The sequence below is a fragment of the Rhodococcus sp. 008 genome, assembly GCF_001682295.1.
Taxonomy (GTDB): domain Bacteria; phylum Actinomycetota; class Actinomycetes; order Mycobacteriales; family Mycobacteriaceae; genus Rhodococcus_F; species Rhodococcus_F qingshengii.
Map to the genome: position 1 here is coordinate 2920246 of NZ_CP012749.1, position 25028 is coordinate 2945273.

The window sequence follows — 25028 nt, forward strand, 5'->3', positions numbered from 1 at the left end:
CATGTCCAACGTCTCGGATCTTCTCGACTCGGTACCCAAGGGTCTCTGGCTCGGCGGCAAGCTCGTCCCGGCCGGGAAGACCTTTGCGGTCTACAACCCGGCAACGGGTGAGGAACTCGCCCAGGTAGCCGACGCCACCGCTGCCGACGGTATCCGTGCGCTCGACCTCGCCGCTGCGGCGCAGGAAGACTGGGCGGCCACTCCGGCACGTGTACGCGGCGAGATCCTGCGCACCGCCTTCGAATTGCTGCACGCCCGCGCCGAGGACTTCGCGCTGATGATGACCCTGGAAATGGGTAAGTCGTTGGCAGAGAGCCGCGGTGAGGTCAACTACGGCGGCGAATTCCTGCGCTGGTTCAGCGAGGAAGCAGTACGCATCGGTGGACGTTTCACGCAGGCTCCGGCCGGCAACGGTCGCATCCTGGTCACCAAGGAAGCCGTCGGACCGGTCCTCGCGATCACCCCGTGGAACTTCCCGCTCGCCATGGGCACACGCAAGATCGGACCGGCGCTGGCTGCCGGTTGCACCATCATCGTCAAGCCCGCCGAGGACACGCCGCTGACCATGCAGCTCCTCGGTCAGGTGTTCGCCGATGCCGGTCTGCCCGACGGTGTGCTCTCGATCCTCCCGACGTCCGACGCGGCCTCCATCAGTGGACCGCTGATGGAAGATGCGCGTCTGCGCAAGGTCACCTTCACCGGCTCCACTGGCGTCGGAAAGTTGTTGGTGCGCAATGCTGCTGACAAGCTGCTCCGCACGTCGATGGAACTCGGTGGCAATGCGCCGTTCATCGTCTTCGACGACGCGGACATCGACGCAGCTGTCGACGGCGCAATGCTCGCGAAGATGCGTAACGGCGGCGAGGCCTGCACCGCGGCCAACCGCATCTACGTCGCCAACTCGGTGCGCGAAGAGTTCACCGACAAGTTCACCGCCAAGGTTGCGGCCTTGAAGGTGGGCGCCGGTGACGCCGAGGGCACCAACATCGGACCGCTGATCAACACCAAGCAGCTCGCAACCGTCACCGGACTCGTCGACGACGCCGTGTCCAAGGGTGCTCGCGTTCGCACCGGTGGATCGGCACCCGAAGGCCCCGGGTTCTTCTTCACCCCGACGGTCCTCGACCAGGTGCCCGCCGACGCGCGCCTGCTGAAGGAAGAGATCTTCGGACCCGTTGCGGCAGTGGTCGGTTTCGACACCGAAGACGAAGCGATCGCGGCTGCGAACAACACCGAGTACGGTCTCGTGGCGTACTTCTACACTCGCGACATCGACCGTGCGATGCGCGTCTCGGCCAAGCTGGACACCGGCATGGTGGGCGTCAATCGCGGCGCGATCTCCGATGCTGCCGCGCCGTTCGGTGGGGTGAAGGAATCGGGCTTCGGCCGTGAAGGCGGAACCGAGGGTATCGACGAGTATCTCGATACAAAGTACGTAGCGCTCTAACTTGCTGTGCGCCTTTATTAACCGCGGGCGGTTAATAAAGGCGCACAGTTGTCTATTGACCTAACGGAGTCGGGCGGTAGTACTTGCCCTCGTGGTAGAGCAGGGGCGCGGCAGCGGATTCGTCGTCTTCTTCGGCGTGAACCCGCGTGACGAGTCCGATGACCAGCGTGTGGTCGCCGACAGGGATCAGCTGGTCGACCTTGACGCGCATCCAGCTGGGGGTGCCGTGCAGCACCGGCTCCCCGGTGTCGAGCACTGCCCACAGTGACTCGTCTGCAAAACGCTGATCGGCACTACGCGCAAAGCGCTGGGCCAGATGCTGCTGATGTTCGCCGAGAAGGTGGATCACCAAGGACTCGGCTGCCTTGAGTGCATTGATGCTCGACGACGTCTCCGCGATGTTGAACGAGACGAGCGGCGGCTCGAGGGAGACGGACGAGAACGAGGTGGCGGTGAAACCCACCGGGCCGGTACCCGAATCGAGGGTCACGACGGTGACACCGGCGGGGTGGCGGCGAAGCGCAGCGCGGTAGTCACCGGCGCAGATGCCGGTGGACAACTCGGGCGTCGCTGCTACTTCGGGGACGTCGGGGGTGGTGTGGCTGGAAACGGCATTCGGCTTGTCAGACAACGGGAACTCTCCGGCTGGAACTCGAGGTGTGCGGTGTGGTCGAGGTGACTGCGCTCGGCATACACAGACAGGCGTCGGTGCGGCACAGATCTACGTGCCGTCGACGCCAGTGGTTGCCGGCCGGGGTCCTGGTTGCAGTGCACATGGTGCGTCCAACTATAGGTGGACGCACGTCTGAGTGGTTTCGGACCGGGTTGGCTGAAGTGCTTCAGTCCATGTCGACGGCGAGGCCGGCGGTGATTCGGAGGAGTTCGGAGTACGTCGTGCGAAAGACGGTGTTGGGGTGCCCGGCGGCTGCCCACAACTCGGGGTACTGCTCGAGGGCGGTATCGACGTACGTCGGCAGGTTGGTGGGATGCCCGAGCGGAGCGACCCCACCGATCGGCTGGCCCGTTGCCGACTTCGCCATTTCCAGCGGCGCCCGCGTGAGCTTGCCTTCGAGGCGTTCGCCGGTGGCTTTCAGATTGACCTGATGTGCGCCGGAGACCAACAGTAGGACCGGATCGTCGTCGAGAAGGAACACGAGCGACTTGGTGATCGCGCCTACCTCCACCCCGACGGCCGCCGCTGCCTCGGCCGCGGTGTGCGTGGCTTCGGGCTGCGTGACGATGACGCCGTGGTGACCCCGTGAGATCAGTGTTTCGGCGACGTGCGAGGCGTTGGGGTGGAGGAGGCTCGTCATGAGTTCAGACTAGGACTAGTCGGCGTTCGCCACAGCTGGAGTCGGCGTCGTGTCGGTGGACTTTCGGTTGCGACGGATCGTAAAGCCGAACAGCATGACCGCACCGATCAGTGCGTACAGGAAAAGCGTCAGAGCAGGCTGGCCGACGCCGACGTTGTTGAAGTAGACGATGCTCCGCACGCCTTCGGTGCCGGCGCCAGGTGTGATCCATCGGCCGATGGCGGCATAGAACGAGGGAATCACGTTGGAGCCGAATGCGCCTCCCGCACTGGGATTGCCGAGAATCACGAAGACGGCGATAGCCAGCGGGACTGCCAGAACGCCGATGGCAGCGCGCAATCCGAGTGTGAACATGGCGGTGCCGAACACCACGGCTGTTCCCAGGATCCACAGCGGGAACCAGTGGCCCGCGAAAGTTCCGAGTACGTGTGAGGTAATGAGGGCGCCGAGAGCTCCCGAGATGATCGAGTAGATCGCGATCACGCCCGTGTGTGCGCTTGCCTGGCGGAGAGTCTTCGGCGCACCGATGAACAGTCCGATGGCTGCCGCGAGGAGATAGCCGCCGACGACCCAGCCGACCGAGAGGTAGAAGCCCGAGAGGCCGCGGTTGTCGTGGGCTCCGACGGGGATCTCGTCGCGGACGACGAACTGTCGGTCCTGTGTCGCCTCGACCTTCGTGAACACCGCTTCGAGTGACGTCGCGATGGAGCTGCCGCCTGCGCTCGCGGTGATCAGGGTGTCCGGCCCGGCCGGGTTGATGACAAACGCGCCCTGGATCTCTCGGTCGTTGATCATGCGGCGAGCGGTCGCCGTGCTGTCGACCACCTGAGCGTCGAGCGGGCTGCCGTCGATGGCGTTGAGTTTGTCGGCGATCTGCTGATCCATGCCGTCCGGTGTGCCCTGATCGGCGATGACCGCGATTTCGATGTCTCGCGGAGTCGGCTGATGGAAGGCGGCGACGTAGCTGAGGATGAAGCCCATCTGCAGCAGGAGCACGCCGACGAACAGCGCGGCCATCACCTTGGGTGCGCCGTATTTCACCAGCAGATTGTCGTGATGGTGTTCGTCGTGGGTGGAGCTGTTGTCTGGTGCGGCGTGTGCCGGATGCGTAGTGGTCACGAAAGAATCCTGATCTTGTCGAAAGTAAAGAGCTTGTCAATACCCGAGGTATTGAATACTCTAGGTATCGTGACTGAATCTCGTCAACCGGACTGGACGCCGGTAACCCGCCCCGGACGTGACGTGGTGCGGCAAAGACTGCTCGACGCTGCGGCGGAAGAGTTTGCGGAGCGCGGATTCAGTGCTGCACGTCTCACTGAAGTTGCTCGCCGAGCGGGCTTCACCAAGGGGGCTGTCTACTCCAACTTCGAGTCGAAACAGGATCTGTTCGCCGAACTGTTCGCGCAACGGTCTCTCGAACTGGCCGGCCGGGTGCTTGCCGAGATCGCCGGGATGAACCCGGCCGACGCGGCGGGCAAAGGTGGCGAGGCCATTGCAACGTGGATGGTCGACGACCCGGGGTGGTCACTGCTCGTCCTCGAATTCGGAGTGCTCGCCGGACGTGATCCGCAGATCGCTCAGGCGTACTTACGTGAGCGTCGCCACTTGCGCAGTCAACTCGTGGAGTTGATCGGTGAACGTGCCCGCGAATGGGGAGTGGACGATTCCTTCGATGTGCGGACCACTGCAATCTCGTTGATGGCCTTGATATCCGGGCTCGTTCTCGAGCACTCGGTGGATCCGGAAGAAGTTGATCAGAGCGTGATGGGTGCCGCCGTGACGGCACTCTTCGCCGGCGCCGTCGCACGGGCAGGATTGCCCGCCGTCTGAGTTGCTCGGTTGACAGGCAACAGATTTGAGAACTACCCTCTGGGTGCAGTACCTCGTTAGGTGAGGCTTCTGCACGAACACAGGCCACTGATCTCACGACGTCGAGAGACGCCCAAGGTTAGGACAGATCTCCCCGGCTTAAGGGGTGATCCAAAGTGGCTTCCCGGTCTTGATCGGGACACGTCGTGCAGTGCCAAAACTCGGACGTGGAGGTGTTTTCGCAGCTTGATGCCGGTTTCTTCCGGCGAAGGCGAGAGTACGTCGATATTCGGTTCTCCTGGCGTGTGCTGTGCGCATGTACTTTGTGTGGCGTCATCGGACGCCCCGAACTTTCAGGAGGTGACCATCGTGGACGACCCGCCGAGTCGATATTCGACCCATCCTTCTGTTCTTGCCGACGATGCTCACCCCGGTCTTTTGCTCTTCAGTCACTGACTCTTTGCATCCTCGGCTTCATCTGCGCGGCTTTGCCGCGTCCGCTGACGACTTCCATTGTCGCTCAGCGCATTCTGCTGCCCTCATGCACTGGCATGGTCCGGCGTGTTCGGGCAGCCGAGGAGATTCGTCATGTCATTTTCCGTTCTCGCATTGCGGCCACGGCCCACGAGAAACAGTGCACAACAAACACATTCAACAGTCCTGGCAAAGGAAAGCGCACAGGAATTGGTCGACTACTCGGCCTCGGACACGCGCACCGTCCTCGCCGATCTGACCACGACGGCCAACGGCCTTCGCGACGATCAGATCGACGATCTTCGTCGGCAATACGGGCGCAACGATGTCCGCCACGACCGCCCGGCGCCGGCAATCGTGCAGTTCGCGGGGGCCTTCAAGAACCCGTTCATCCTGATCCTGGTATTCCTCGCCCTGATCATGGTCGGGACCGACGTGGTGTGGGCAGACCCGGAAGACGGTCCCTCCTACGAGGGCATCATCACCCTCGGGCTGATGATCTTTGTCAGTGTCTCACTGAGGTTCTGGCAGGAATACCGTTCGAGTCGCGCCGCCGAGGCGCTCAAGGCGATGGTTACGACGACCGTCGCGGCCACCCGCAAGATCAACAACACCGTGGTCACGGCTGAGATTCCGATCGAGCAGTTACTGCCAGGTGATGTAGTCCAGCTTGCCGCCGGCGACATGATCCCGGCCGATGTCCGCATCATCCGGGCCAAGGATCTACAGGTCAATCAGTCCATGCTCAGCGGTGAATCGATGCCGGCCGAGAAGTCGGCGGACCCGTCGTCGGGGATCGACGTCGATCGCCTGCTCGAAGCCGAGAACATCGGGTTCATGGGTACTTCCGTCGTGTCGGGCAGTGGCACCGCCGTTGCGGTACACACCGGCAAGCGGACCTACTTCGGTGCCATGACAGCACAATTGGCGTCCAAGCGACCCGAAACCAGCTTCGACGTCGGGGTGCGCAGTGTCAGCTACCTGCTGATCAAGTTCATGCTGATCATGGTTCCCGCGGTGTTCATCATCAACGGACTGACCAAGGACTGGAGCCAAGCACTACTCTTCGGCGTCGCCACCGCGGTGGGGTTGACTCCGGAAATGTTGCCGCTCATCGTGACGGCGAACCTGGCCAAGGGTGCGCTCCACATGTCGCGCAAGAAGGTGATCGTCAAGCAGATCAACGCGATTCAGAACTTCGGTGCCATGGACGTTCTGTGCACGGACAAGACCGGAACTCTCACCGAGGACCGCATCGTTCTCGGTGAGCATCTCGATACTGCCGGACGTAAGTCCGAGGACGTATTGCGGCTAGCGGCGGTCAATTCCGTGAATCAGACCGGATTGCGCAGTCTTCTCGACGACGCGGTGATCGAGGCCGCCGGTCCCGAAGTGGTCGAGGAGATCTCGCGTCGCCACGGGTTGGTGGACGAGATTCCCTTCGACTTCAAGCGCCGTCGACTCTCCGTGGTGGTCGACCACGGAGACGCCGATCTGATCGTAACCAAAGGTGCAGTGGAAGAGCTCCTTTCGGTCTGTGAATCGGTGGAACTGGACGGGGTGACCCACCAATTGACACCGGGATGGCTGGCCCGAGTCGACCGTCTGGTCGCGGAGCTGAACGGTCAAGGTAAGCGAGTGCTTGCGGTGGCAACCAAGACAGTCGTCGAAGAGCAGCGCCGCGAGTACTCGACGGCCGACGAAGAGGGCATGACCCTGGTTGGACTGCTGGCCTTCCTCGACCCGCCGAAGGAATCTGCGGCCGGGGCGATCGAAGCCCTCGCGAGCCACGGAGTCGCGGTCAAGGTAGTGACGGGTGACAACGAACTGGTCGCCGAAACCGTCTGCGGCAAAGTCGGTATCGACGTGGGAGCTGTTGTATCCGGCGCCGAGATCGAAGCGTTGAGCGACGACGCCCTCGACGAGTTGGTGCAGCGGACAACCGTATTCGCGAAGACGGATCCGATGCAGAAGGCACGCATTGTCGAATCGCTGCGCCGGGTCGGCCACACGGTTGGTTTCCTCGGTGACGGTGTCAACGACGCACCCGCACTGCGGGCTGCGGACGTCGGCATCTCCGTTGACACAGCGGCGGACATCGCCCGCGAATCCGCGGACATCATCTTGCTGGAGAAGGACCTCGGTGTACTCGAACAAGGAGTCATCGAAGGGCGTCGTACCTTCGGAAACATCCAGAAGTACATCAAGATGACTGCGTCGTCGAACTTCGGGAACGTCTTCTCGGTGCTCGTCGCCAGTGCCCTGCTGCCGTTCATCCCCATGATTCCCGTAGTTCTGTTGTTGCAGAACCTGATCTACGATCTTTCGATGCTCACGATCCCGTGGGACCGTGTCGACGACGACTTCCTCGCGAAGCCCCGCAAGTGGGAGACCAAGAGCCTTCGCCGGTTCATGGTGTTCATCGGCCCGATCAGTTCGATCTTCGATATCTCGACGTTCGCGCTGATGTGGTTCGTGTTCGCCGCCAACTCTCCCGAGCATGCAGCGCTGTTCCAATCGGGTTGGTTCATCGAGTCATTGATCTCGCAGACGCTGATCGTTCACATGATCCGCACCCGCAAGATCCCGTTCATCCAGTCGCGTGCATCGCTGCCGGTACTGCTCAGCACAGGCGCCGCCTGCGTCTTCGCGCTGGTGTTCCCGTTCACGTCCTGGGGTCATTCCCTCGGGTTGGTTTCACTGCCGTGGAACTACTTCCCGTGGCTGGTCCTCACTCTCGCGGCATACTGCGTCGTCACGCAGGTGGCCAAGGGAATGTTCATCCGTCGATTCGCGACCTGGCTCTAGGAGTTCACCGTGGAAATCCACGTCATCCTTGTGCGGATAGCGCTCGGGCTCGTCCTCGGCGCTGCCGTCGGGATCGAAAGGCAATGGCGCGCAAGGATGGCGGGTCTGCGAACCAACGCGTTGGTGAGCTTGGGTGCGACGCTCTTCGTCATCATGGGCGCGTACGGGTTTCAGGGCCCGGACGCTGATCCGACGCGCGTCGCAGCGCAGATCGTCTCGGGGATCGGTTTCCTCGGTGCTGGAGTGATCATGAAGCAGGGTGCGTCGGTCACCGGCCTGAACACTGCCGCCACTCTGTGGGCCACTGCCGCCGTCGGCGCACTGGCAGGTGGCGGAATGTACTGGGTCGCGGTGTTCGGTGCCGGCGCAATCATGTTGGCGAACACGCTGTTGAGGCCGTTGGGCCGGATGATGGATCACCAGCCTGCCCGAACCGGACGCGAAGAACCACCCGCGGACTACACCTTCGAGGTGACCTGTCACGGCGACGCCGAAGCTCACATCAGAGGTCTTACCGTGCAGTCCATTTCGAGGCCCGAGTTTCAGCTCCGGTCAGTGCAGTCCTTCGACATCCCGGACAGCGACCGCGTGCGGGTGGTGGCCGAACTGGCTGCCGCGGAGCGTGACGACGGACTCCTGGAATCCGCCGTCAGCCGACTTAGCCTTGAACCGTTGGTGACTCACGTTCGGTGGGAGGTGGAACCGTCGAAGTAGATCCAGGCTCGCTGTCAGTCAGCGCGCATGTTCTTGCGGCGCAAGTGAGTTCCCCGGTGCAATGTTCGCGCAGTTGGACGGTGCAGGCTTGCCGTTCAAGCGGTCGTCGACCCAGGCAAGCGCACCGGGGAGCCAGAGCATGGCGCCGAGGAAGTGGCTGATGGTGTCGTACTGGTCGTACTGAATCGCCAGGCCGGCGTCGCAGTACTTGCGTGCGAGGGTGCGGACGTCGCCCGTGATCATCACGCCGTCTCCCGCTCCGACACCGGGGCCTCCGGGTTGGGTGCCCTCGATGGTGCCGTTGGCCGCCTGCGCGATGAACATCGGAATGGTCGGTGTCGCCGCGGTGCCCATGTTGATCTTGTTCACGACATCGACGTACTCGGGAACCGTATTGGGATCGGCGTACTCGGGTTTGACCAGATCCTGCCAGGTCAGTCCGGGATACTGTGCCAGCACATTGCCGATGGACGCGTCTTCGAGTCGAGCCATGACGTCGCGTCCACGGTCGCTGAGATACTTCCCGAAATCGATGTCGTACGAACGCGCAACGCCGACGACTGCCATGCCGACAACGCCGCCCCACCCGATGCTTCCGCTTGCGTAGCGAAGGTTGTTGGCCGGATTGACCAGCACGCCGCCCTGCGCGGCGCCGATCAAGTTGTCGTTGATCTCCGGTGCATACGCGGGAGCGAGGATCGAAGCCCAGTTGGTGGCGATCGCTCCGCCGGAGTAACCCATCAGCGCGATCTCTGCGTCGTCGGTGATTCCGGTTTCCGGGACATCGCGGGCGGCACGCAGAGCGTCGAGCGTCATCATCCCGTATTCGGGTCCGGCAGCGAAGTTTGCATCCGGGCCCTCGGTGTCCGGGACGACGATCGTGTAGCCCAATGCGAAGAGCGGCCCGAACAAGGCTGCCTCGATGGACGTGAAGGTACCGCCGATGTTGAAGTTGCGTCCGCTGGGAGTCCAGTCGCCGATCGGGGTGTTACCCGCGATGGCTCGCGACGGGCTGTCGTCGGGGTTCAGCGAATCGTAAAAGGACTGGTACGAAACAACTTTGTTCGGTTGGGCGTTGGCCGGGCGCAGGATCGAGGTGACGTTGGCGGACGGCTGTCCCAGGGCGTCGGTTGATCGGTAGAGAACCTGGACTGCCTGTATCGGGGTCGGGATGTTGAGCACGGTGTACGGCACGGTGCGAGTCTCGAGTACCGCACCCGGGGCGTACGACGAGAGGGGTGCCGCGCCGTCGTAGCTGTAGAAACCGTCATCGGGGGACTTGGCAAGGGCTGGCTGCGCGAGTGCTGCCGGTGCACCGACGCCTGTCAGTGCAACCGCGAGTACTCCGACAACTGCGCGAGATAAGACCCTTGACGACATACTCGTCCTCCACATTGGTGTGCCACGCCCCACCCTGAGATCGTGGTGTGACGACCACCATATATTACTCGTGGGTAATGTGGGGATCGGTCAGATCGGGCGCAGGCTCGAGGTCTCGGCGTAGGAAGATTTCGGAGGGCTCGCCTGGGAGTAACAGAACTCCCGCGTCGGTATATCCCATTGCGCGATAGAAGTTCTGGGCTGATTCGTCGGCGAGTGTGGAGGTGAGGACCTGCGAGTGTCCCGCGCGGCTCATGCGTTTTTCCCAATCTGTGACCAAAGCGCGCCCGATGCCTTGGCCGCGGTTCGAAGACAGGACGGTCAGCATGTTCATGAACGGAATCTCGTCCCAGAACAAGCCCCAGCGCAGCCATCCGATTGGATTACCGTTGTCCTCGGCGATGAGTATCCGGCCGCGTTGGACCACTGACGCGAGTTCCTCGGCAGCGACGTGCGAGTCGTGCTCACGTAAGAACGGCAAGTCTGTCTGCGCTGCGACGCGAATGTTCACCACAGAAGTCAGTATCGCCGTTCAGTCGGAGTTGATGGCGTTCGGCTTGGACAGGTAGACGACTCCGGGGATGTGGCTGGGGTCCGGCGGCAATTGGGAGTAGCCCGCTCGGGTGTACAGGCGAATGTTCCGCAGGCTCCTGCTTCCGGTGAACAGCTCGAAACGTGTGATGTGCTCCGGAGCGTTCTGTTCCACGTGCTGCAAGAGGCGTCGGCCGAGGCCGTTGCCCGCCAAGTCCGGTGCCACCATGAGGCGACCGATCTGCCATGCGGTTCCGTCCGCGGTTCCTCGCACGGCCCCGACGAGCCGGCCGCCGCGTCGTGCGGTCCAGACAGTCGACTCCTGAACCCAGGCTCGGACCGTGGGTAGGTCCTCGTGGAGCGGGGGTATGTCCATGCTGTTGTTGGAGATTGCTTCCGAAACCCAGCAACAGCGTTGTAGAACAAGGATTTCCGCGGCGTCCTCGTCCGTTGCGCGCTCTATGACTATCTCGTTCATTGTCAGTCTTCGTTGTCGACTTGTTCTTCACGAGGGAGATCGGACGCCTTCGGGGCGGCGGGGACCCATTCACGGAGCGGTTGAACGACTTCGGAGTAGAAGATTTCGGCCGAACTGGTCACACTGTTGATGAAACTCGCAGCAGTACCCGAACGCTTGCTGCCGAGTGTGAAGGACTGTGTCAGTACGAATGAACTGAGTTGGCCGCCTTGACTGTCTGTCAACAGACGTGGCGTTGTGCGCGCGGATGCAACGGTCTCGCAAGTCGACGAGGCCGGGCCGGTGAACAACGCTTCGACCAACAATTCGGCAGGAGCATTCTTCAACTGACGCAAAACCCAGGTGACTCGTTTTCCCGAAGTGCCTTCGTCTGGTGCAGAAACCGTTGTACTGCAGCTCACTTTGTTGGTTCTCAAATCAGCAGTAACCCGTAGCTCTCCGGCTGCGTCGGGGATTCGGAGGGTGGCGCTGAAGGTGCCGTCGTTCGCCAATTCGTTGACCGTCAGCGCGGTACGCGCATCCGCATCGTTGACCACCCGACGGGGCAACACGTGTTTGACGACGACACCGAGATCTGCAGTGAACCGCAGCGCAAGGTTCCGCGCGAGCGCGATCCACGACTGAGCGACCGCCGCTGCCTTCGGATCTCCAGGACGTAGAGTTCCGGCGCTCACGGAATCGCGTATCGATACCCAGTGCCGACCCATGTCGACGAACTCCGCGGCCCCGGACTTGGGATGTTCGATGTACCGGAGAAATTCGCTGAGAATCCAACCTTGCAGCGGATTGTCGATTCCGCCGTGCGAGAGCACCATCCGAGCCTCGTGGATGACTTCTGCCCAAGAGAGATGCCGCAGCGCAACTTTGGTGAGCTTGCGCTTGTCCACCTCGACGGGTAATTCGCCGGCGCCGGCAGGCAAGTCGTTGGAGAGGCTGATCACGACGTCGTACTTGTTCTTCTTGGCGACGTCGAGATAGTTTTCGAGCTGCTCTCGGGTATGGGTGCCTGCTCCAGTCTTTGCCTCGAGCAAGCCGGTCCAGAGCCGGCTTCCGCGGGCGATGCGCCACACCGCATCCGGGATCACCCGAGATTCACCTTTGACGTAGGGAACTTCGACATAGCCCTCGAACGAGCCGGCCGGCGCGCCCACGCGGGACGAAACCGCCCGCGCAAACAATGGAACCGCTTGCATCGTGGAAACCAATGCCGACGTTGTGCGTCGTTCTTGTTCCTCACCGGTTCCGACGCCGATCACCGAGAAGAGTCGTGCAGGTTGCCAGGCCTCGGACTCTGCGTGCTTGAATTCGGGTAGTGGGGCTTTCTTGGGCACCGGCTTCGCTGTACGAACACCACGCTGTCGGACGGGCTTCGCGGGCGTTGAGGGCTCTGTGACTGACGGTTCCTGTTCCGATATCGGTTGGATTGCCTCGAGCTCAGGTGACCCAGGCTCCTCGACGGGGGCATCCTCACTCACGTCGACTCCGAAGTCTTCGGCGAGCCCGGCGAGGCCTGATGCCCAACCTTGGCCGATTGCGCGAAGTTTCCACTTCCCGCTACGTCGATAGACCTGGCCGAAGACGAATGCGGTTTCGGTGGACGCGTCGGCGGTGACGTATTCGGCGATAGGAGAGCCACCGGAATCAACCAGTTGGAGCGCAAGTTTGCCGAGGTCGCCGAAAGAGCCGGTGTCGACGCTGCCTATCAAAGCGATCGCGTCGACCTGATCGGGTACAGCAGCGAGGTGGACGAGGAGGCGCTCGTGCGGACCGGATTCGGCTTCGCGGCGGCCGAGATAGCGAACCGAGCCGTCAGCAGATTCCTGTTGGTTGTAGAAGACGAAGTCCGCGTCGGACCTGACTTTTCCGTCGGCACCCAGAAGCAATGCCGAGGCATCGACACCGAATTCCGTATTGTCCCAGGTGATCACGATGTCGATCTGATCGAGTTCGTCGGGGAGCTCGATGTTCTGGCCTTTGGACAGAAATTGGTCTTCCACGAATTTCCCCTCATCGCTGTGCACAGTCGGATTTCGCATCTTGATTGTCCAGGGGCAGATCGAATTTTGTGTGGTTTCGAATCCGCAGGGCAATTGTTCAGCCGCAGGCTGAATTTGGCGCGCGGCTGAACAATTGGCGCGCGGCTGGGAATGCAGAGAGTTTCAATTCAGGCATAACAAACAAAACGCCCGCAACCAATTGGTCGCGGGCGTTTCGTGAAAAAGAACGTCAGACAGTTGCCGGAGTGTTCTCGTCCAACTTCGGATCTGCGTTCGCGATTCGCTTGTTGCGAATGAGGCTGCTGATGAAAGCAGCGCCGATCAAGAAGACACCGACCAGGCCGGTGATGATCTCGTTGATGTGAACGCCGATGGACACCATCAAGATGACGGCCAGAGCGCCGATGGCCCAGTGCGCACCGTGCTCGAGGTAGACGTAATCGGAGAGCGTGCCCTTGCGGACCAGGAAGACCGTGATGGAACGGACGAACATCGCGCCGACGAAGCCGAGGCCGAGGGCGATGATGATCGGGTCTGCCGTGATGGCGAATGCGCCGATGACGCCGTCGAACGAGAAGGACGCGTCGAGGACCTCGAGGTAGAGGAACAGGAAGAAGCCGGCCTTACCGGTCGCCTTCGCGAGCTGCGTGGGGCCGCCGGACTTGGCGGTTTCTTCCTCTTCGCCTTCTTCCGGCAGATTGAACAGTTCACCCAAGCCGTTGACCGCGATGTAGGTGATCATGCCCAGAACGCCCGAGATCATGACGGTGGAGACCTTGTCGTCAGCGGCGAGGAACGAACCACTCAGTACCAGGACGATGCCGGCCACGACGACGGAGAGCTGATCGAGCTTGCCGATGCGAGCGAGGGGCTTCTCGAGCCAAGACAGCCAGGTGATCTCACGCTCTTCGAAGATGAAACCGAGGAAGAGCATCAGCAGGAACATGCCACCGAAGGCAGCGATCTGCGGGTGAGCGTCCGTGAGGATGGTTTCGTAGCTCGGCTCGTTCGTGCCGGGGAAGTACGCTGCACCGTCCGGCGGCGGGTTGAGCGCGAGGTCGAGTGCAGCAACGGGTCCGAGACCGGATGCAGCCCAGACGATCACGAGTGGGAACACCAGACGCATACCGAAGACGGCGATGATGACGCCGATGGTGAGGAAGATCTTCTGCCAGAATTCACTCATTCTTTGCAGAACAGTGGCGTTGATGACGGCGTTGTCGAAGGAAAGCGAGATTTCCAGAATCGACAGGATGATGACGAGGAACAGTGCCTCGGGTCCGCCGTAGATGAACGCAACGATCATCGCGAGGATCGAAATTGCGATGGATAAACCGAATATTCGCAGTACCACGGAGCGTGGCCCTTTCTAGTTGGTCAATGCAGAGTGGTTACTGCAAGCGGTCTCTCACCGCATCCGAACGTGAAAACGGGGAGGGTTCCACAGACTACTGCGGAACCTTCCCCGAGTCAGCTCGTCGAGAGCGAAGATCAGACGTTGACGCCGTAATCGCGCGCGATGCCCGCGAGGCCGGACGCGTAGCCCTGGCCGATTGCGCGGAACTTCCACTCTGCACCGTTGCGGTACAGCTCACCGAAGACCATGGCGGTCTCGGTGGAAGCGTCCTCGGAGAGGTCGTAACGAGCGAGCTCGTTGCCGTTCGACTTGTCGACGACGCGGATGTACGCGTTGCGGACCTGGCCGAAGGACTGCGAGCGAGCTTCTGCGTCGTAGATCGAGACGGGGAAGACAACGCTCTCGACCTCGGCGGGAACCGCTGCGAGGTTCACGTCGATCTGCTCGTCGTCGCCTTCGCCTTCGCCGTCCGTGTTGTCACCCTTGTGCTCGATCGAGCCGTCGGGCGAACGGAGGTTGTTGAAGAAGATGAAGTGCTGGTCGGAGAGGACCTTCTTGTTCGAGCCTGCGCCGATTGCGCTGGCGTCGAGGTCGAAAGCAGCTCCGGTGGTGGAACGCGCGTCCCAGCCCAGGCCGACGACCACTGCAGTCAGGTTCGGGGCCTCCTTCGTGAGAGAGACATTGCCGCCTTTGGTCAAGCTGACGCCCATTCAGGGGTCCTTTCAAGAGGAGAGACAAGGCCCACTACGACGCGAAGTCGTCTTGGGAGTGTGTTTACCTCCACCACCCTAACCGCAGTTCCGGTGTGTTCGCCGTAACAGCAGAATTACGAACCGAGAAGCGAAGTGCTGGACCCGTAGGATTCAATCGTGGTGGGAAGATGGTCGGAGCGCTTCAATCGGGGGGCAAGAGTGGGGGAGTCGGTCAGTCGTGCGCGGGAGGCGCAGACGGCCATGGTTTCGGCGTTCCTCGACATGGACAAGCGGCAGACCATCGCGTCGGCAGCAGTCGACGCTTCCGCCGAGCTGTACCCCGAGCGAGGGCTGCGCGCTGCGTGGGAACCCGTTCGGGATCGGTGCTTCCAGGCTGCGTCGGACTACCTCGACACATCCGAGCGCTATGGCAACGATCAGGTACTTCACCAGAACCCGAACGGTGCTCGGGTGGCATTCGAAAAGTCGGTAGCCGAACTCGTCGAGGCGGCGAAGGGCGTCGACGCCTTCTACAACGGGCATCGTGCGCACCTCGAGCAGGCGACGGTCACGATGTCCGCCATTCCCGTCCTCGGCCAGCAGGCCCGAACCCTGGCGAACGCCGTCCGGGAAAAACTGGCTGCCACCGATCAGCGCTATCGCGAGTACCCGTCGGTGGTGACGGCCTCCGAACACCTCGACGACGCGGTTGCAGCGCTCGACAATGCGCGCTCATCCGGTCGCGCCGACGCAGTCCGCACGCGGGCCGAGAGTGTCCGCGAAGCGGTATCGGCGCTCGAGGAAGCATTGGCAGAAGCCCCGTCGACCCAGCACCGTGCCGAGATGACGATTTCCTCGGTCTCGACCAGGTTGTCGGCAGTGCGCACTCGAGTGGACCGCCTGGATCCGGCGTACTCCGCATTGCTGCGCGAGTTCAACGCCGCGAGTTCCGCTGACCTCGTCGACAACAGCAGTCGCAGCCGAGCACATATCGATCAGGCCGACATCGATCTCAAGGAAGCGAAGCAGTCGTTGGCTGCGGGAAACCCCGAACATGCACTGGCTTTGATGGCCGAAGCCCGCGTGCACCTCGCCGACGCCGAAGCGTGTGCCGACGCCGTGACGGACCGTCTCGCTACTCTGCGTGCAGTTCGGGCAGATCCGAGCCAAAAGGAACGTGAGGTTCGTTTCCGGCTGAAAGACGCCCAGATGTTCGCTGTTAACCAAGGGTTGGTGGCGGAGTGGGGCTCTGTACTCGATGCTCAACTAGCAAGGATCGAGCGAGCGAGTGCGTCACTGTCGGGAACTCATCCGGACTACTGGTCGTATGTATTACAGCTGGACTCGGTATCGACGTTCATCACCGAAGTTGTCGAGAAGATGCGGGCGCGAGCCGGCAAAAACTGAATGGTCGGGCCGATCGGGGGATCGGAGTTGCCCGACGCGTTGTCACAGGGGGTCGTTTCATGGACTTGATTGCGGTTACAGAGAGAAGAGAAATGCAGCACTTTCAACATCTCGAGGATGACGTGCGGGAGCAACTGTTCCTGCATGCGCCTCGATCGTTCGCGGATTCCGACGAGAGGGATCTGCTCGCGATTGCTCTGGGTGCAACTCTCTACGTTCCTGCCACCCGGGCCGGGTTGGCCGACATCGTGTCCAAGCGTGCGTCCGAGGGCGTCAGTTCGATGGTGCTCGATCTCGAGGATGCCGTCGCCGATCACGAGGTCGAATCGGCGCGAGCGAACGCGGTCGACGCTCTCGACAAGATCGCGTCCACCGACGCCGTCGGCATGCTGCTGTTCGTGCGGGTTCGTGAAGTCGCGGACATCCACAAGGTCGCCGCGTCGTTGACCGAGGGGCGCGCCGCGCTCACCGGGTTCGTCATCCCGAAGTTCGGCAGCGAGTCCGGCCCTGTGTTCCTCGACGCCGTCGCGGACGCATCCGAGTTGCTGGGCAAGCATCTCTACGCGATGCCGGTACTCGAATCACCCGCGCTTGTGCACCGCGATACTCGCGATCTCGAATTGCGCACCATCAGTGGGATTCTCGCGCAACACCGCGATCGAATCCTTGCCGTCCGCATCGGCGCCACCGACATGTGCAGCACTTTCGGCATCCGTCGTGACCGCGATCTGACCATCTACGACGTGCGCGTGGTGGTCGACGTCATCGCCGACATCGTCAACTATCTCGGGCGCGCGGACGGTTCGGGTTTTGTCATCACCGGGCCCGTGTGGGAGTACTTCGCCGATCACGAACGCATGTTCCGGCCGATGCTGCGCGCCACCCCGTTCGAGGAACACGACGCCGTCCGGTTCCGTCAGCATCTCGTCAGCCGCGACCTCGACGGTCTGCTCCGTGAGATCGCGCTGGACCGAGCCAACGGAATCCAGGGCAAGACGGTCATCCACCCGTCGCACGTCGCAGCGGTCAATGCATTGTCCGCTGTCACGCACGAGGAATATCACGATGCCCTCGACATTCTCGGTGCCGACGCCGGGGGAGTTCAGGCGTCCGGCTACCGGAACAAGATGAACGAGATGAAGCCGCACCGCAATTGGGCCCATCAGACTGCGCTCCGAGCTCACGTGTTCGGTGTGACCAACAAGGGAATCACGTTCGTCGAGTTGCTGACGGCGTTGGTCGATCGATGACAGAGCTTGTCCAGTCCAAGGACGTTCCCTGGGCTACAGCAGAATTCGGCTTGGACCTCGTTCACGGTGATTCGTCACTCGGGCATTCGGTGCCCGATCTGGTGATCCCGGGACTTCGGCGGAATCCGCGTCGCGCTCATCTGCTGGTGTCCACCGTGCTGGGAAAGCACGTGCCCACCGAGCCGTCCGTGGTCATCGGCGCTGCCGACGACCTCGGCGATCTGGTGCGGACAACCCTCGGTGAGGGTGTCGACGTCGTCGTTCTCGGATTTGCCGAAACCGCAACAGGTTTGGGCCACTGCGTCGCAGCTCGCCTGCACGCTCACTGCTACCTGCACTCCACGCGCCGAGACGTACCAGGGGCTACGACGCTCGCCGGATTCGAGGAGGGGCACTCGCACGCCACGAGCCATCTGATGCAGCCGACGTCCGCCGAACTGTTCGAGAACGACCTGCCTCTGGTCCTCGTCGACGACGAGATCTCCACCGGCGCCACCGCGATCGATGCCATCCGGGCGCTGCACGGGCAATGCCCGCGAAGCCGCTACGTCGTGGCCTCGCTGGTGGACATGAGAACCGAGGAACACCGAGTCGCCGGCGAAGCCGCGGCGGCAGAGTTGAATGTACGAATCGACTACGTCTCTCTCGCTTCGGGTTCGACGGTCCTGCCCGACGGCCTGACCGAGCGCGTCACGGCGCTGGATGCTCCGGATCTCAATCCGATCGGTGATCGCCGCGGCACGCTGTCTCAGATGGATCTGCCGTGGCCGGCACATGTCCCCGACGGTGGCAGGCACGGCTTTCTCGATGGCGACACCGCGGCATTCGAGTCAGCCGTCGAGGCAGCGGTGTCCATTCTCAAATCGTCGATCGACGCGTCGCGTGCTGTGATCGTGATCGGTCACGAGGAGTTGATGTACCTGCCACTGCGCATCGCTGCGGGCTTGGAAAGCTCTGGGCGAGCAGTTCGTTACCAGACCACGACGCGTTCACCCGCCTACGTCGTTGACGTGCCGGGATACCCGCTGCGTCGCGGGTTCACCTTTCCGGCGCCCGAACTGGGCGAGAACGAGCCTCGATTCGTCTACAACGCGCAGTGGCCTGATGCGGCGGTCGACGCCCTTGCGTTGCTGGTCATCGACGAGCCCGCCGACACCGATCGGTTGACGGCGATGGACGGAGTGGTCGAGGTGTTGCGGAACTCCGGCACCGACGTCCTGGTCGCCACCGTTCGCGGGGCCGATCCGTCGGCGCTGCGAGATTCCAGAGCAGGGAGCTCGTCATGAACGAACCATTGGTCGGGCCCGAATTCGGTTCGTACGCGCCGGGCGAAGTGAAGTGGCTGCTCAAGGATCTCTCGCACGTGGATCTCGAAGCGGATGTATCCGTGCGCGAGAAGCGTATTCAGTCGGGTGAGGCGCACTATGCCGAGTCTCTTCCCATCGAGTACCAACCCGATCAGGCATACCGGGATCTTTTCGAGACGGTGCTCGCCGAGAGCGCTCCACGGTTGGCGCGCGCTGTCGGGACCGTGATGGACCTGGTCTTGGCCGAGCGGGGGAGTGACATCACGCTGGTCTCACTCGCCCGGGCCGGAACACCGATCGGGATTCTGATGCGGCGCTGGGCCCAGCAGACCCGCGGGTTGACGTTGCCGCACTATGCGGTGTCCATCGTCCGTGGCAAAGGAATCGATTCCGTCGCACTCGATTATCTTGCGCACCATCACGACTCGGAGAACGTCGTCTTCGTCGACGGCTGGACGGGCAAGGGCGCCATCGCCCGCGAACTCGACGCAGCGTTGACGGAGTACCACGAGGCAGGCGGAGCGAAGTTCGACTCCGATCTGGCTGTTCTCGCCGACCCCGGACACTGCGTGCGAACGTACGGGACCCGTGACGACTTCCTGATCGCGTCGGCGTGCCTCAATTCGACGGTGTCCGGCTTGGTCTCACGAACTGTCCTCAACGACACCCTCATCGGGCCCGGCGATTTCCACGGCGCCAAGTTCTACGCCGACCTCTCCGACGTCGACGTTTCCAACAGGTTGCTCAACGTGGTCTCGGCCGAGTTCGATTCGGTTCGCGGCGACGCAGCGGATTCTCTTGCTGCAGTGCTCGATTCCGATCGGACGCCGACCTGGGCCGGTTGGGAGTCGGTGGAGAAGGTGCAGGCCGAGTACGGGATCTCGACGGTCAACTTCGTCAAACCCGGTGTCGGAGAAACAACCAGGGTGCTGCTGCGCCGGCTTCCCTGGAAGGTTCTGGTGCGCGAACTCGAAGCCCCGGAGCACGCACACATCCGGTTGTTGGCACAGGCCCGTGGGGTCCCGGTCGAGGTCGTCCCGGATCTCGCCTACTCGTGTGTCGGCCTGATCAAGGACATCACGTGAGCCGTGTGGACACCGCTGCGTCCCAGATCCTGATCGCCACGGATCTGGACCGCACGATGATCTATTCGCAGGCCGCGATCGGCGGCGATCCCAGTGGCTCCGACCTGGATTCGGCACCGAGCCCGCTGTGCGTCGAGTACTACAACGGCGGTCCGCTCTCGCACATGAGCGTCGAATCGATCGAACTGCTGACCGCGCTCAGCTCGCGGGTTCCGGTAATTCCGACGACGACCAGGACCATTGCGCAGTTCCAGCGGATCGATCTTCCCGGCGGACCGTGGAAGTACGCGATCACGAGCAACGGCGGAAACATCCTCGTAGACGGCGAAGCCGATCGCGACTGGCGAAACGAGATCGACCGTTCGACCCGTAAGTCCGGCGCCGAGTTGCCGCAGGTTCAGGCGGAACTGGAATCGCGGATCGACTCGAGCTGGGTCAGCTCCATTCGTGTTGCCGACGACCTGTTTCCATACCTGGTCGTCGATCTGGCCGTGATGCCGAGTGATTTCGAAACCGAATGGAATGGGTGGTGCGTGACGCGGGGCTGGAACGTCTCGCGTCAAGGCCGCAAGATCTACACGATGCCCGACGCGGTCTCGAAGTCACGAGCGCTGGCAGAGGTGCGCCGCAGACTGGTCGAGTCGGGTGATCTGGATCAGTCCGCCGTCGTGATCTCGGCTGGTGACGGCGCATTGGATGCGGACATGCTCGAATACTCCGATTTCGCGATCAGGCCCAGGCACGGTGAGCTGGAAGAACTGAATTGGCAACGGCCGACCGTTACTGTGACAGAAAGGTCCGGTATCGCAGCGAGCGCGGAGATCTTGCGGTGGTTCTCTTCCGCGCTCGGGTAATACACGCTCTCTATGAAGGGGATTTAGTTGTCTGTATCGCTTGCCAAAGGGCAGAACGGCCCGCTGGACGTCTCGGATGTAGTTGTCTCGGTTCAGCTGGCTGCGGCCGCTGACCTGTCTGCACTCCTCGTGACGAGCAACGGAAAAGTTCGTTCCGACGCCGACTTCGTCTTCTTCAACCAGCCGACCGGACCCGGCGTGCAATTGGTACCCAACCCGGGTGGCATTGCCTCACTCCGAGTCTCACTCGCCGGCGTACCCGCCGATATCGAGCAGGTTCGCGCCGTCATCACGCTCGACGACGCTTCGTCGAACTTCGGGCGCACTGCTGCACCGACCGCTCGGGTCTCCGATGCGGCCGGGAACGTGTTGTACGAGTACGTGATCGACGGCCTCACCACCGAGTCCATCGTCATCGCGCTCGAGGTGTACCGACGCCAGGGTGCGTGGAAGGTGCGCGCCGTCGGCCAGGGGTACGCGGGTGGATTTGCCGCGCTGGTCACCGATCACGGTGTGTCGGTCGACGATGCGCCCGCGCCGCCGCCGCCCACTCCGGTCGCGGCTCCGGCGCCGATCACCCCGCCCTCGTCCGTCGCTCCTACACCGCCGGCGTACAACCAGCCGCCGCAGCAGCAGCCTTCGTACAACGCGCCGCCGGTTCCGCCGGCCCCGCCCGCGTACAACCAGCCGCCTGCCTACAACCAGGGACCGACGCCGCCGGCCTACCCGCCGGCGCAGCAGCCTGCGTACAACCAGCAGCCGACGTACAACCAGGCACCCCCGGCGCCTCCCGTGCAGAACCAGCCGCCGGCGCAGCAGCCCGAGGTGAGCCTGGTCAAGGGACGCCCCGTCAGCCTGACCAAGGGACAGAAGGTCACACTCCGCAAGGAGGGCGGCGTCGCGCTCACCATGATCCAGATGGGTCTGGGTTGGGATCCGATCAAGAAGAGCGGCCTGTTCGGAAGCCGTACCGCCGACGTCGACCTCGACGCTTCGGCACTCCTGTACGCCGACGGCAACCTCGTCGACGTCTGCTACTACGGTCAGTTGACGTCCAAGGACGGCTCGGTCCGTCACATGGGTGACAACCTGACCGGCGACGGAGACGGCGACGACGAGGTCATGCTCGTCGATCTGCAGCGGGTCCCGGCTCACGTGACCACCGTGATCTTCACCGTGACCTCGTACCGCGGACACACGTTCGAGCAGGTCTCCAACGCTTTCTGCCGTCTCGTGGACAGCACCACCAACTCCGAGCTCGCTCGATACACGCTCCAGGGCGGCATGGCTTTCACCGGAATGGTGATGGCAAAGGTGTACCGCGTGAACGGTGAATGGAAGCTGCAGGCCATCGGTGAAGGTATCCAGGCCAAGCACGCAGGAGAAGCTGCGCCGCAGCTGGGCCGTTTCCTCACTGCTTGAGTCGAGACTGCATAGTCGAGATGAATCCGGTTCGGCGGTAGGTGATTTCGATCGCCGTCCGTCGAACCGGACATCGTTTCCCCCTCTGTGCGTTAACCTCATGCGGCATGTCGAGCCGTCAGTCGAGCGGCCGTGCGCGAGAGGACTTGGCACAGTAGATGATCATTCGAGGGAAACTTCTCGGTCGGGCGGCGGACGTCGCAGGCGTTGTGCTGGCGCTCGTGAGCACCGGAATCGCGCAGGCTTCGGTGCCGCAGTCGGAAACGCTGTCAGGTGTATCCGGCACCGGGATCAAGTACGTCGCCCTCGGTGACTCCCGCGCCTCCGGCCCAAGGCTGGAACCGATGTACCCCGACGCCTGTTCGCGTTCGTACGAGAACTTCGCGGGCAAGATCTCTCGGGCACTCGAGGTCGCGGAGTTCGCCGACGTCTCTTGCAGCGCGGCACGCGCCGAGAACATCATCGACACTCCACAGCTGATTCCGAACTACTGGCCTGTCCAACTCGATGCCGTTCACCCGGACACCGACCTGATCACCATCTCGATCGGCGGCAACGACTCCAACAGCATCTTCCTCGGTCCCCTGTGCGTCGCTCCGGGGCCAGGAACCGATCGTCGATGCCGGTACGACCCGCTCGCGAATTCCGTCGCCCAATCCGGAATCGACCGGGCTGCCGGAGAATTGGATCGCATCCTGACTGCGGTCACGCAGCGCGCGCCTAACGCTCGCATCTACCTGATCGGAGAGGGCGGCATGATCTCCTCTCGCGGATGCTGGCCGAACATTCCGTTCTCAGACGCCGACGCATCCTGGTTCATGGACTACTTCGCTCGCTACAACACGAAGTTCGACGAGGTCGCCCACGCCCACGGTGTGCGCACTGTCGACATTGCGGCGGCGAGCATCGCCGGCGGGCACGACGCATGTGCGAGTGCAGATCAGCGTTGGTTCGAAGGCCTGTTCTCGGAGTCGACGGCGCAGCGCTTGCACTTCACGGACGCTGGGATGACCGCGGTGGCCGATCTAGTGGTGGCGGACGTGCAAGGCTGACCGAGAGAGCCCGGTCATGGCATAGTTCGCTGCTGTGGGTATGACTTTTGTTCCCGGACAGAACGCGCCGCTGCAGGCGCCCGTGGTGACGTTTCGAGCCGAGAGCCAGACGCCGTTCGACGTGTCGGCGCTGGTAGCGGACGCGAACCTGCGGGCATTGACGTCCGCGGACTTCGTTTTCTACAACCAACCGTCCACCGCTGGAGTGCAACTCGACGAGAGTGGCATCCGGGTGGAACTCGATCGACTTCACCCCGATGCGGCGGCCGTGTTGTGCATCGTGAGCGTGGATCCGGCAGCGACGGCCGCGGGAGCCTTTCGCACGGCCGGGCTCTCCGCCACCCTGAGCGATCAATCCGGTTCGGTCCTGGCCGAATTCGCGATCCCCACCGCAGGTACCGAGACAGCGGTCATCTGCTGGGAGCTGTACCGGAAGTCCGGTTCCTGGAAGATTCGGGCCGTAGGGCAGGGCTATGCGGGTGGTCTGGCGGAACTGATCTCGGTGCACGGCGTCGAGGTGGACGACGAGCCGGCACAACCAGGCCCGACAGCTGCGCCCGAGTGGGACTCCGCCGTGGAGCCGTTGGAGGTGGGCCGCGGCCTCGAGCGTGCGTGGATGATCTTCGGGGACGCCTCGCGTTCTGCCGCTTCCTTCGTCTCCAGCAGCGAGTACGCGCTTGCCCGTTTGGACGAGGATCTGACCGCAGCCGTCGCAGATCCGTCGTTGCGGAACTCGGCAGCGGGAGTGGCGGCGCGCGATGCCGCACAGAAGCGTCACGACGACCTCGTCTCACTCGCACGGGACAACCACGCCCGCGACAGCGCTCAGCTTGCGCACGAACTCGGTGTGATCGACGGCGTGCTCCCTCGGTCGATGGCGTCGTGGAAGTCGGTGTCGTGGGCGGGTACAACCGATCCGGCCCAGATCACGGCCGTCAGCGACGGAATGCGTCTTGGCGAGCTGTCGGCTCCGGACCGCGGCACACTCACCGTTCCGTACTGCGTCCCGTTGCCATTGCGCCGGCCGATCTGGGTGGACAGCACGTCGAGCAAAGCAGCGCTCGGTCTGATCAGTGCCGTCACCGTGCGTGTCATGGCCGCCGGCCCGATGCCGCTACTCGACGTCGTCGACCTGACCGGCTCGCTCACGCCACTGACCAACCGACTGGCACCGATGCTCGCGGGGCCGGTCATCACCGCTCACACCGAGATCTCGGCGCGCTTGCGGGCACTGGCCGAGGCCGTCGACATGGGCGAACTCGCGCGAATGAGTGGTGTCGCAGATGGCCCGAGTTCCCTGCGCCTGTTGATCCTCAGCGATTTCCCGCACGGGTACTCCGCCGAAGACGCACAGACCATCATGTTCCTCGCCGAACGCGGACCGGGAATCGGTTTGTCGATACTGATTGTCGGAGAGGATGAGTCGAACTTCGCGGAAGAATCCGTCGCCGCGCTGTCCGAGGGGTGCCAACATCTTTCGGCAGCAGGGCAGACGGAGGTTCACGATCCGTGGACCCGCACGCAATGGCACTTCACCCCGGACGTGCTCGACCCGATCTCCGAGTCGCGAATTCTGGCAGTGTTCGACCGCACCTAGCGGCCGATGGCGGATTGCCGAGCGCACAGGCAGAGTGGTGGTACGACCACGCGC

General features: G+C 62.7%; 21 protein-coding genes and 1 riboswitch. Of the genes, 12 read left to right on the forward strand and 9 right to left on the reverse strand.

The genetic code is table 11. From position 1 onward, the window contains the following. Window position 1: 1 nt before the first annotated feature. The gene (locus AOT96_RS13635; RefSeq protein ID WP_065351874.1) at window positions 2–1447 is read left to right on the forward strand and encodes an NAD-dependent succinate-semialdehyde dehydrogenase; all 1446 of its coding nucleotides are present in this window, start codon (window positions 2–4) and stop codon (window positions 1445–1447) included. A 52-nt stretch (window positions 1448–1499) separates the two neighbouring features. Here the strand turns inward: AOT96_RS13635 and dszD are convergent, their stop codons facing one another. From dszD to AOT96_RS13650, 3 genes are all read right to left on the reverse strand, one after another. Next, on the reverse strand, window positions 1500–2078 hold the full coding sequence (gene dszD, locus AOT96_RS13640; protein WP_003941189.1) for an NADH:FMN oxidoreductase DszD: 579 nt from the start codon (window positions 2076–2078) through the stop codon (window positions 1500–1502). 208 nt (window positions 2079–2286) lie between these two features. Next, a complete protein-coding gene (locus AOT96_RS13645) occupies window positions 2287–2760 on the reverse strand; it encodes a YbaK/EbsC family protein (protein ID WP_065351875.1) in 474 nt (157 codons plus the stop codon). A gap of 15 nt (window positions 2761–2775) precedes the next feature. Further along, window positions 2776–3879, reverse strand: a complete 1104-nt coding sequence (locus AOT96_RS13650; protein ID WP_003941129.1) for a membrane protein — start codon at window positions 3877–3879, stop codon at window positions 2776–2778. Window positions 3880–4005: 126 nt separating this feature from the next. Between AOT96_RS13650 and AOT96_RS13655 the strand changes: the two genes are divergently transcribed. The 3 genes from AOT96_RS13655 (at window position 4006) to AOT96_RS13665 (ending at window position 8565) form a co-directional block, all read left to right on the forward strand. Next, window positions 4006–4590, forward strand: a complete 585-nt coding sequence (locus AOT96_RS13655) for a TetR/AcrR family transcriptional regulator (protein WP_029254386.1) — start codon at window positions 4006–4008, stop codon at window positions 4588–4590. Window positions 4591–4635: 45 nt separating this feature from the next. Beyond that, window positions 4636–4809, forward strand: a riboswitch (M-box (ykoK) riboswitch). Between the two features lie 348 nt (window positions 4810–5157). Continuing rightward, window positions 5158–7851, forward strand: coding sequence for a magnesium-translocating P-type ATPase (gene mgtA, locus AOT96_RS13660; RefSeq protein WP_054187875.1), 2694 nt, complete (start codon window positions 5158–5160; stop codon window positions 7849–7851). A gap of 9 nt (window positions 7852–7860) precedes the next feature. After that, the gene (locus AOT96_RS13665; RefSeq protein WP_003941187.1) at window positions 7861–8565 is read left to right on the forward strand and encodes an MgtC/SapB family protein; all 705 of its coding nucleotides are present in this window, start codon (window positions 7861–7863) and stop codon (window positions 8563–8565) included. An 18-nt stretch (window positions 8566–8583) separates the two neighbouring features. On the opposite strand, the gene AOT96_RS13670 is transcribed toward AOT96_RS13665, so the two are convergent. From AOT96_RS13670 to AOT96_RS13695, 6 genes are all read right to left on the reverse strand, one after another. Then, entirely contained in the window at window positions 8584–9945 is a 1362-nt protein-coding gene (locus AOT96_RS13670) for a lipase family protein (protein ID WP_065351876.1), read from the reverse strand. Between the two features lie 64 nt (window positions 9946–10009). Continuing rightward, entirely contained in the window at window positions 10010–10459 is a 450-nt protein-coding gene (locus AOT96_RS13675; protein WP_083197624.1) for a GNAT family N-acetyltransferase, read from the reverse strand. Window positions 10460–10477: 18 nt separating this feature from the next. Then, the gene (locus tag AOT96_RS13680) at window positions 10478–10954 is read right to left on the reverse strand and encodes a GNAT family N-acetyltransferase (RefSeq protein ID WP_042922718.1); all 477 of its coding nucleotides are present in this window, start codon (window positions 10952–10954) and stop codon (window positions 10478–10480) included. Window positions 10955–10956: 2 nt separating this feature from the next. Further along, entirely contained in the window at window positions 10957–12951 is a 1995-nt protein-coding gene (locus tag AOT96_RS13685) for a TerD family protein (protein WP_042922784.1), read from the reverse strand. Window positions 12952–13180: 229 nt separating this feature from the next. Continuing rightward, a complete protein-coding gene (locus tag AOT96_RS13690; protein WP_054781742.1) occupies window positions 13181–14305 on the reverse strand; it encodes a DUF475 domain-containing protein in 1125 nt (374 codons plus the stop codon). A 137-nt stretch (window positions 14306–14442) separates the two neighbouring features. Further along, a complete protein-coding gene (locus AOT96_RS13695) occupies window positions 14443–15018 on the reverse strand; it encodes a TerD family protein (protein ID WP_003941199.1) in 576 nt (191 codons plus the stop codon). A 243-nt stretch (window positions 15019–15261) separates the two neighbouring features. Here AOT96_RS13695 and AOT96_RS13700 point away from each other — a divergent pair, with 243 nt between their 5' ends. The 8 genes from AOT96_RS13700 to AOT96_RS13735 all read left to right on the forward strand — a co-directional run bounded on the left by AOT96_RS13700 (window position 15262) and on the right by AOT96_RS13735 (window position 24974). Further along, on the forward strand, window positions 15262–16407 hold the full coding sequence (locus AOT96_RS13700; protein WP_064233754.1) for a hypothetical protein: 1146 nt from the start codon (window positions 15262–15264) through the stop codon (window positions 16405–16407). Between the two features lie 92 nt (window positions 16408–16499). Then, window positions 16500–17657, forward strand: a complete 1158-nt coding sequence (locus tag AOT96_RS13705) for an HpcH/HpaI aldolase/citrate lyase family protein (protein ID WP_065351877.1) — start codon at window positions 16500–16502, stop codon at window positions 17655–17657. Beyond that, the gene (locus tag AOT96_RS13710; RefSeq protein WP_042452029.1) at window positions 17654–18943 is read left to right on the forward strand and encodes a phosphoribosyltransferase family protein; all 1290 of its coding nucleotides are present in this window, start codon (window positions 17654–17656) and stop codon (window positions 18941–18943) included. Before AOT96_RS13705 ends, AOT96_RS13710 begins: the two co-directional genes overlap by 4 nt. Then, window positions 18940–20049 (forward strand): cysteine protease StiP family protein, encoded by a 1110-nt coding sequence (locus tag AOT96_RS13715; RefSeq protein WP_065351878.1) that lies wholly within the window; start codon window positions 18940–18942, stop codon window positions 20047–20049. Before AOT96_RS13710 ends, AOT96_RS13715 begins: the two co-directional genes overlap by 4 nt. After that, window positions 20046–20903, forward strand: a complete 858-nt coding sequence (locus AOT96_RS13720) for an HAD family hydrolase (RefSeq protein ID WP_083197626.1) — start codon at window positions 20046–20048, stop codon at window positions 20901–20903. Before AOT96_RS13715 ends, AOT96_RS13720 begins: the two co-directional genes overlap by 4 nt. Window positions 20904–20930: 27 nt before the next feature. Continuing rightward, on the forward strand, window positions 20931–22325 hold the full coding sequence (locus AOT96_RS13725; protein ID WP_039972770.1) for a TerD family protein: 1395 nt from the start codon (window positions 20931–20933) through the stop codon (window positions 22323–22325). A gap of 158 nt (window positions 22326–22483) precedes the next feature. After that, window positions 22484–23377 (forward strand): SGNH/GDSL hydrolase family protein, encoded by an 894-nt coding sequence (locus AOT96_RS13730; RefSeq protein ID WP_065351879.1) that lies wholly within the window; start codon window positions 22484–22486, stop codon window positions 23375–23377. A 40-nt stretch (window positions 23378–23417) separates the two neighbouring features. Next, window positions 23418–24974, forward strand: a complete 1557-nt coding sequence (locus AOT96_RS13735) for a TerD family protein (protein ID WP_083197627.1) — start codon at window positions 23418–23420, stop codon at window positions 24972–24974. Window positions 24975–25028 lie beyond the last annotated feature (54 nt).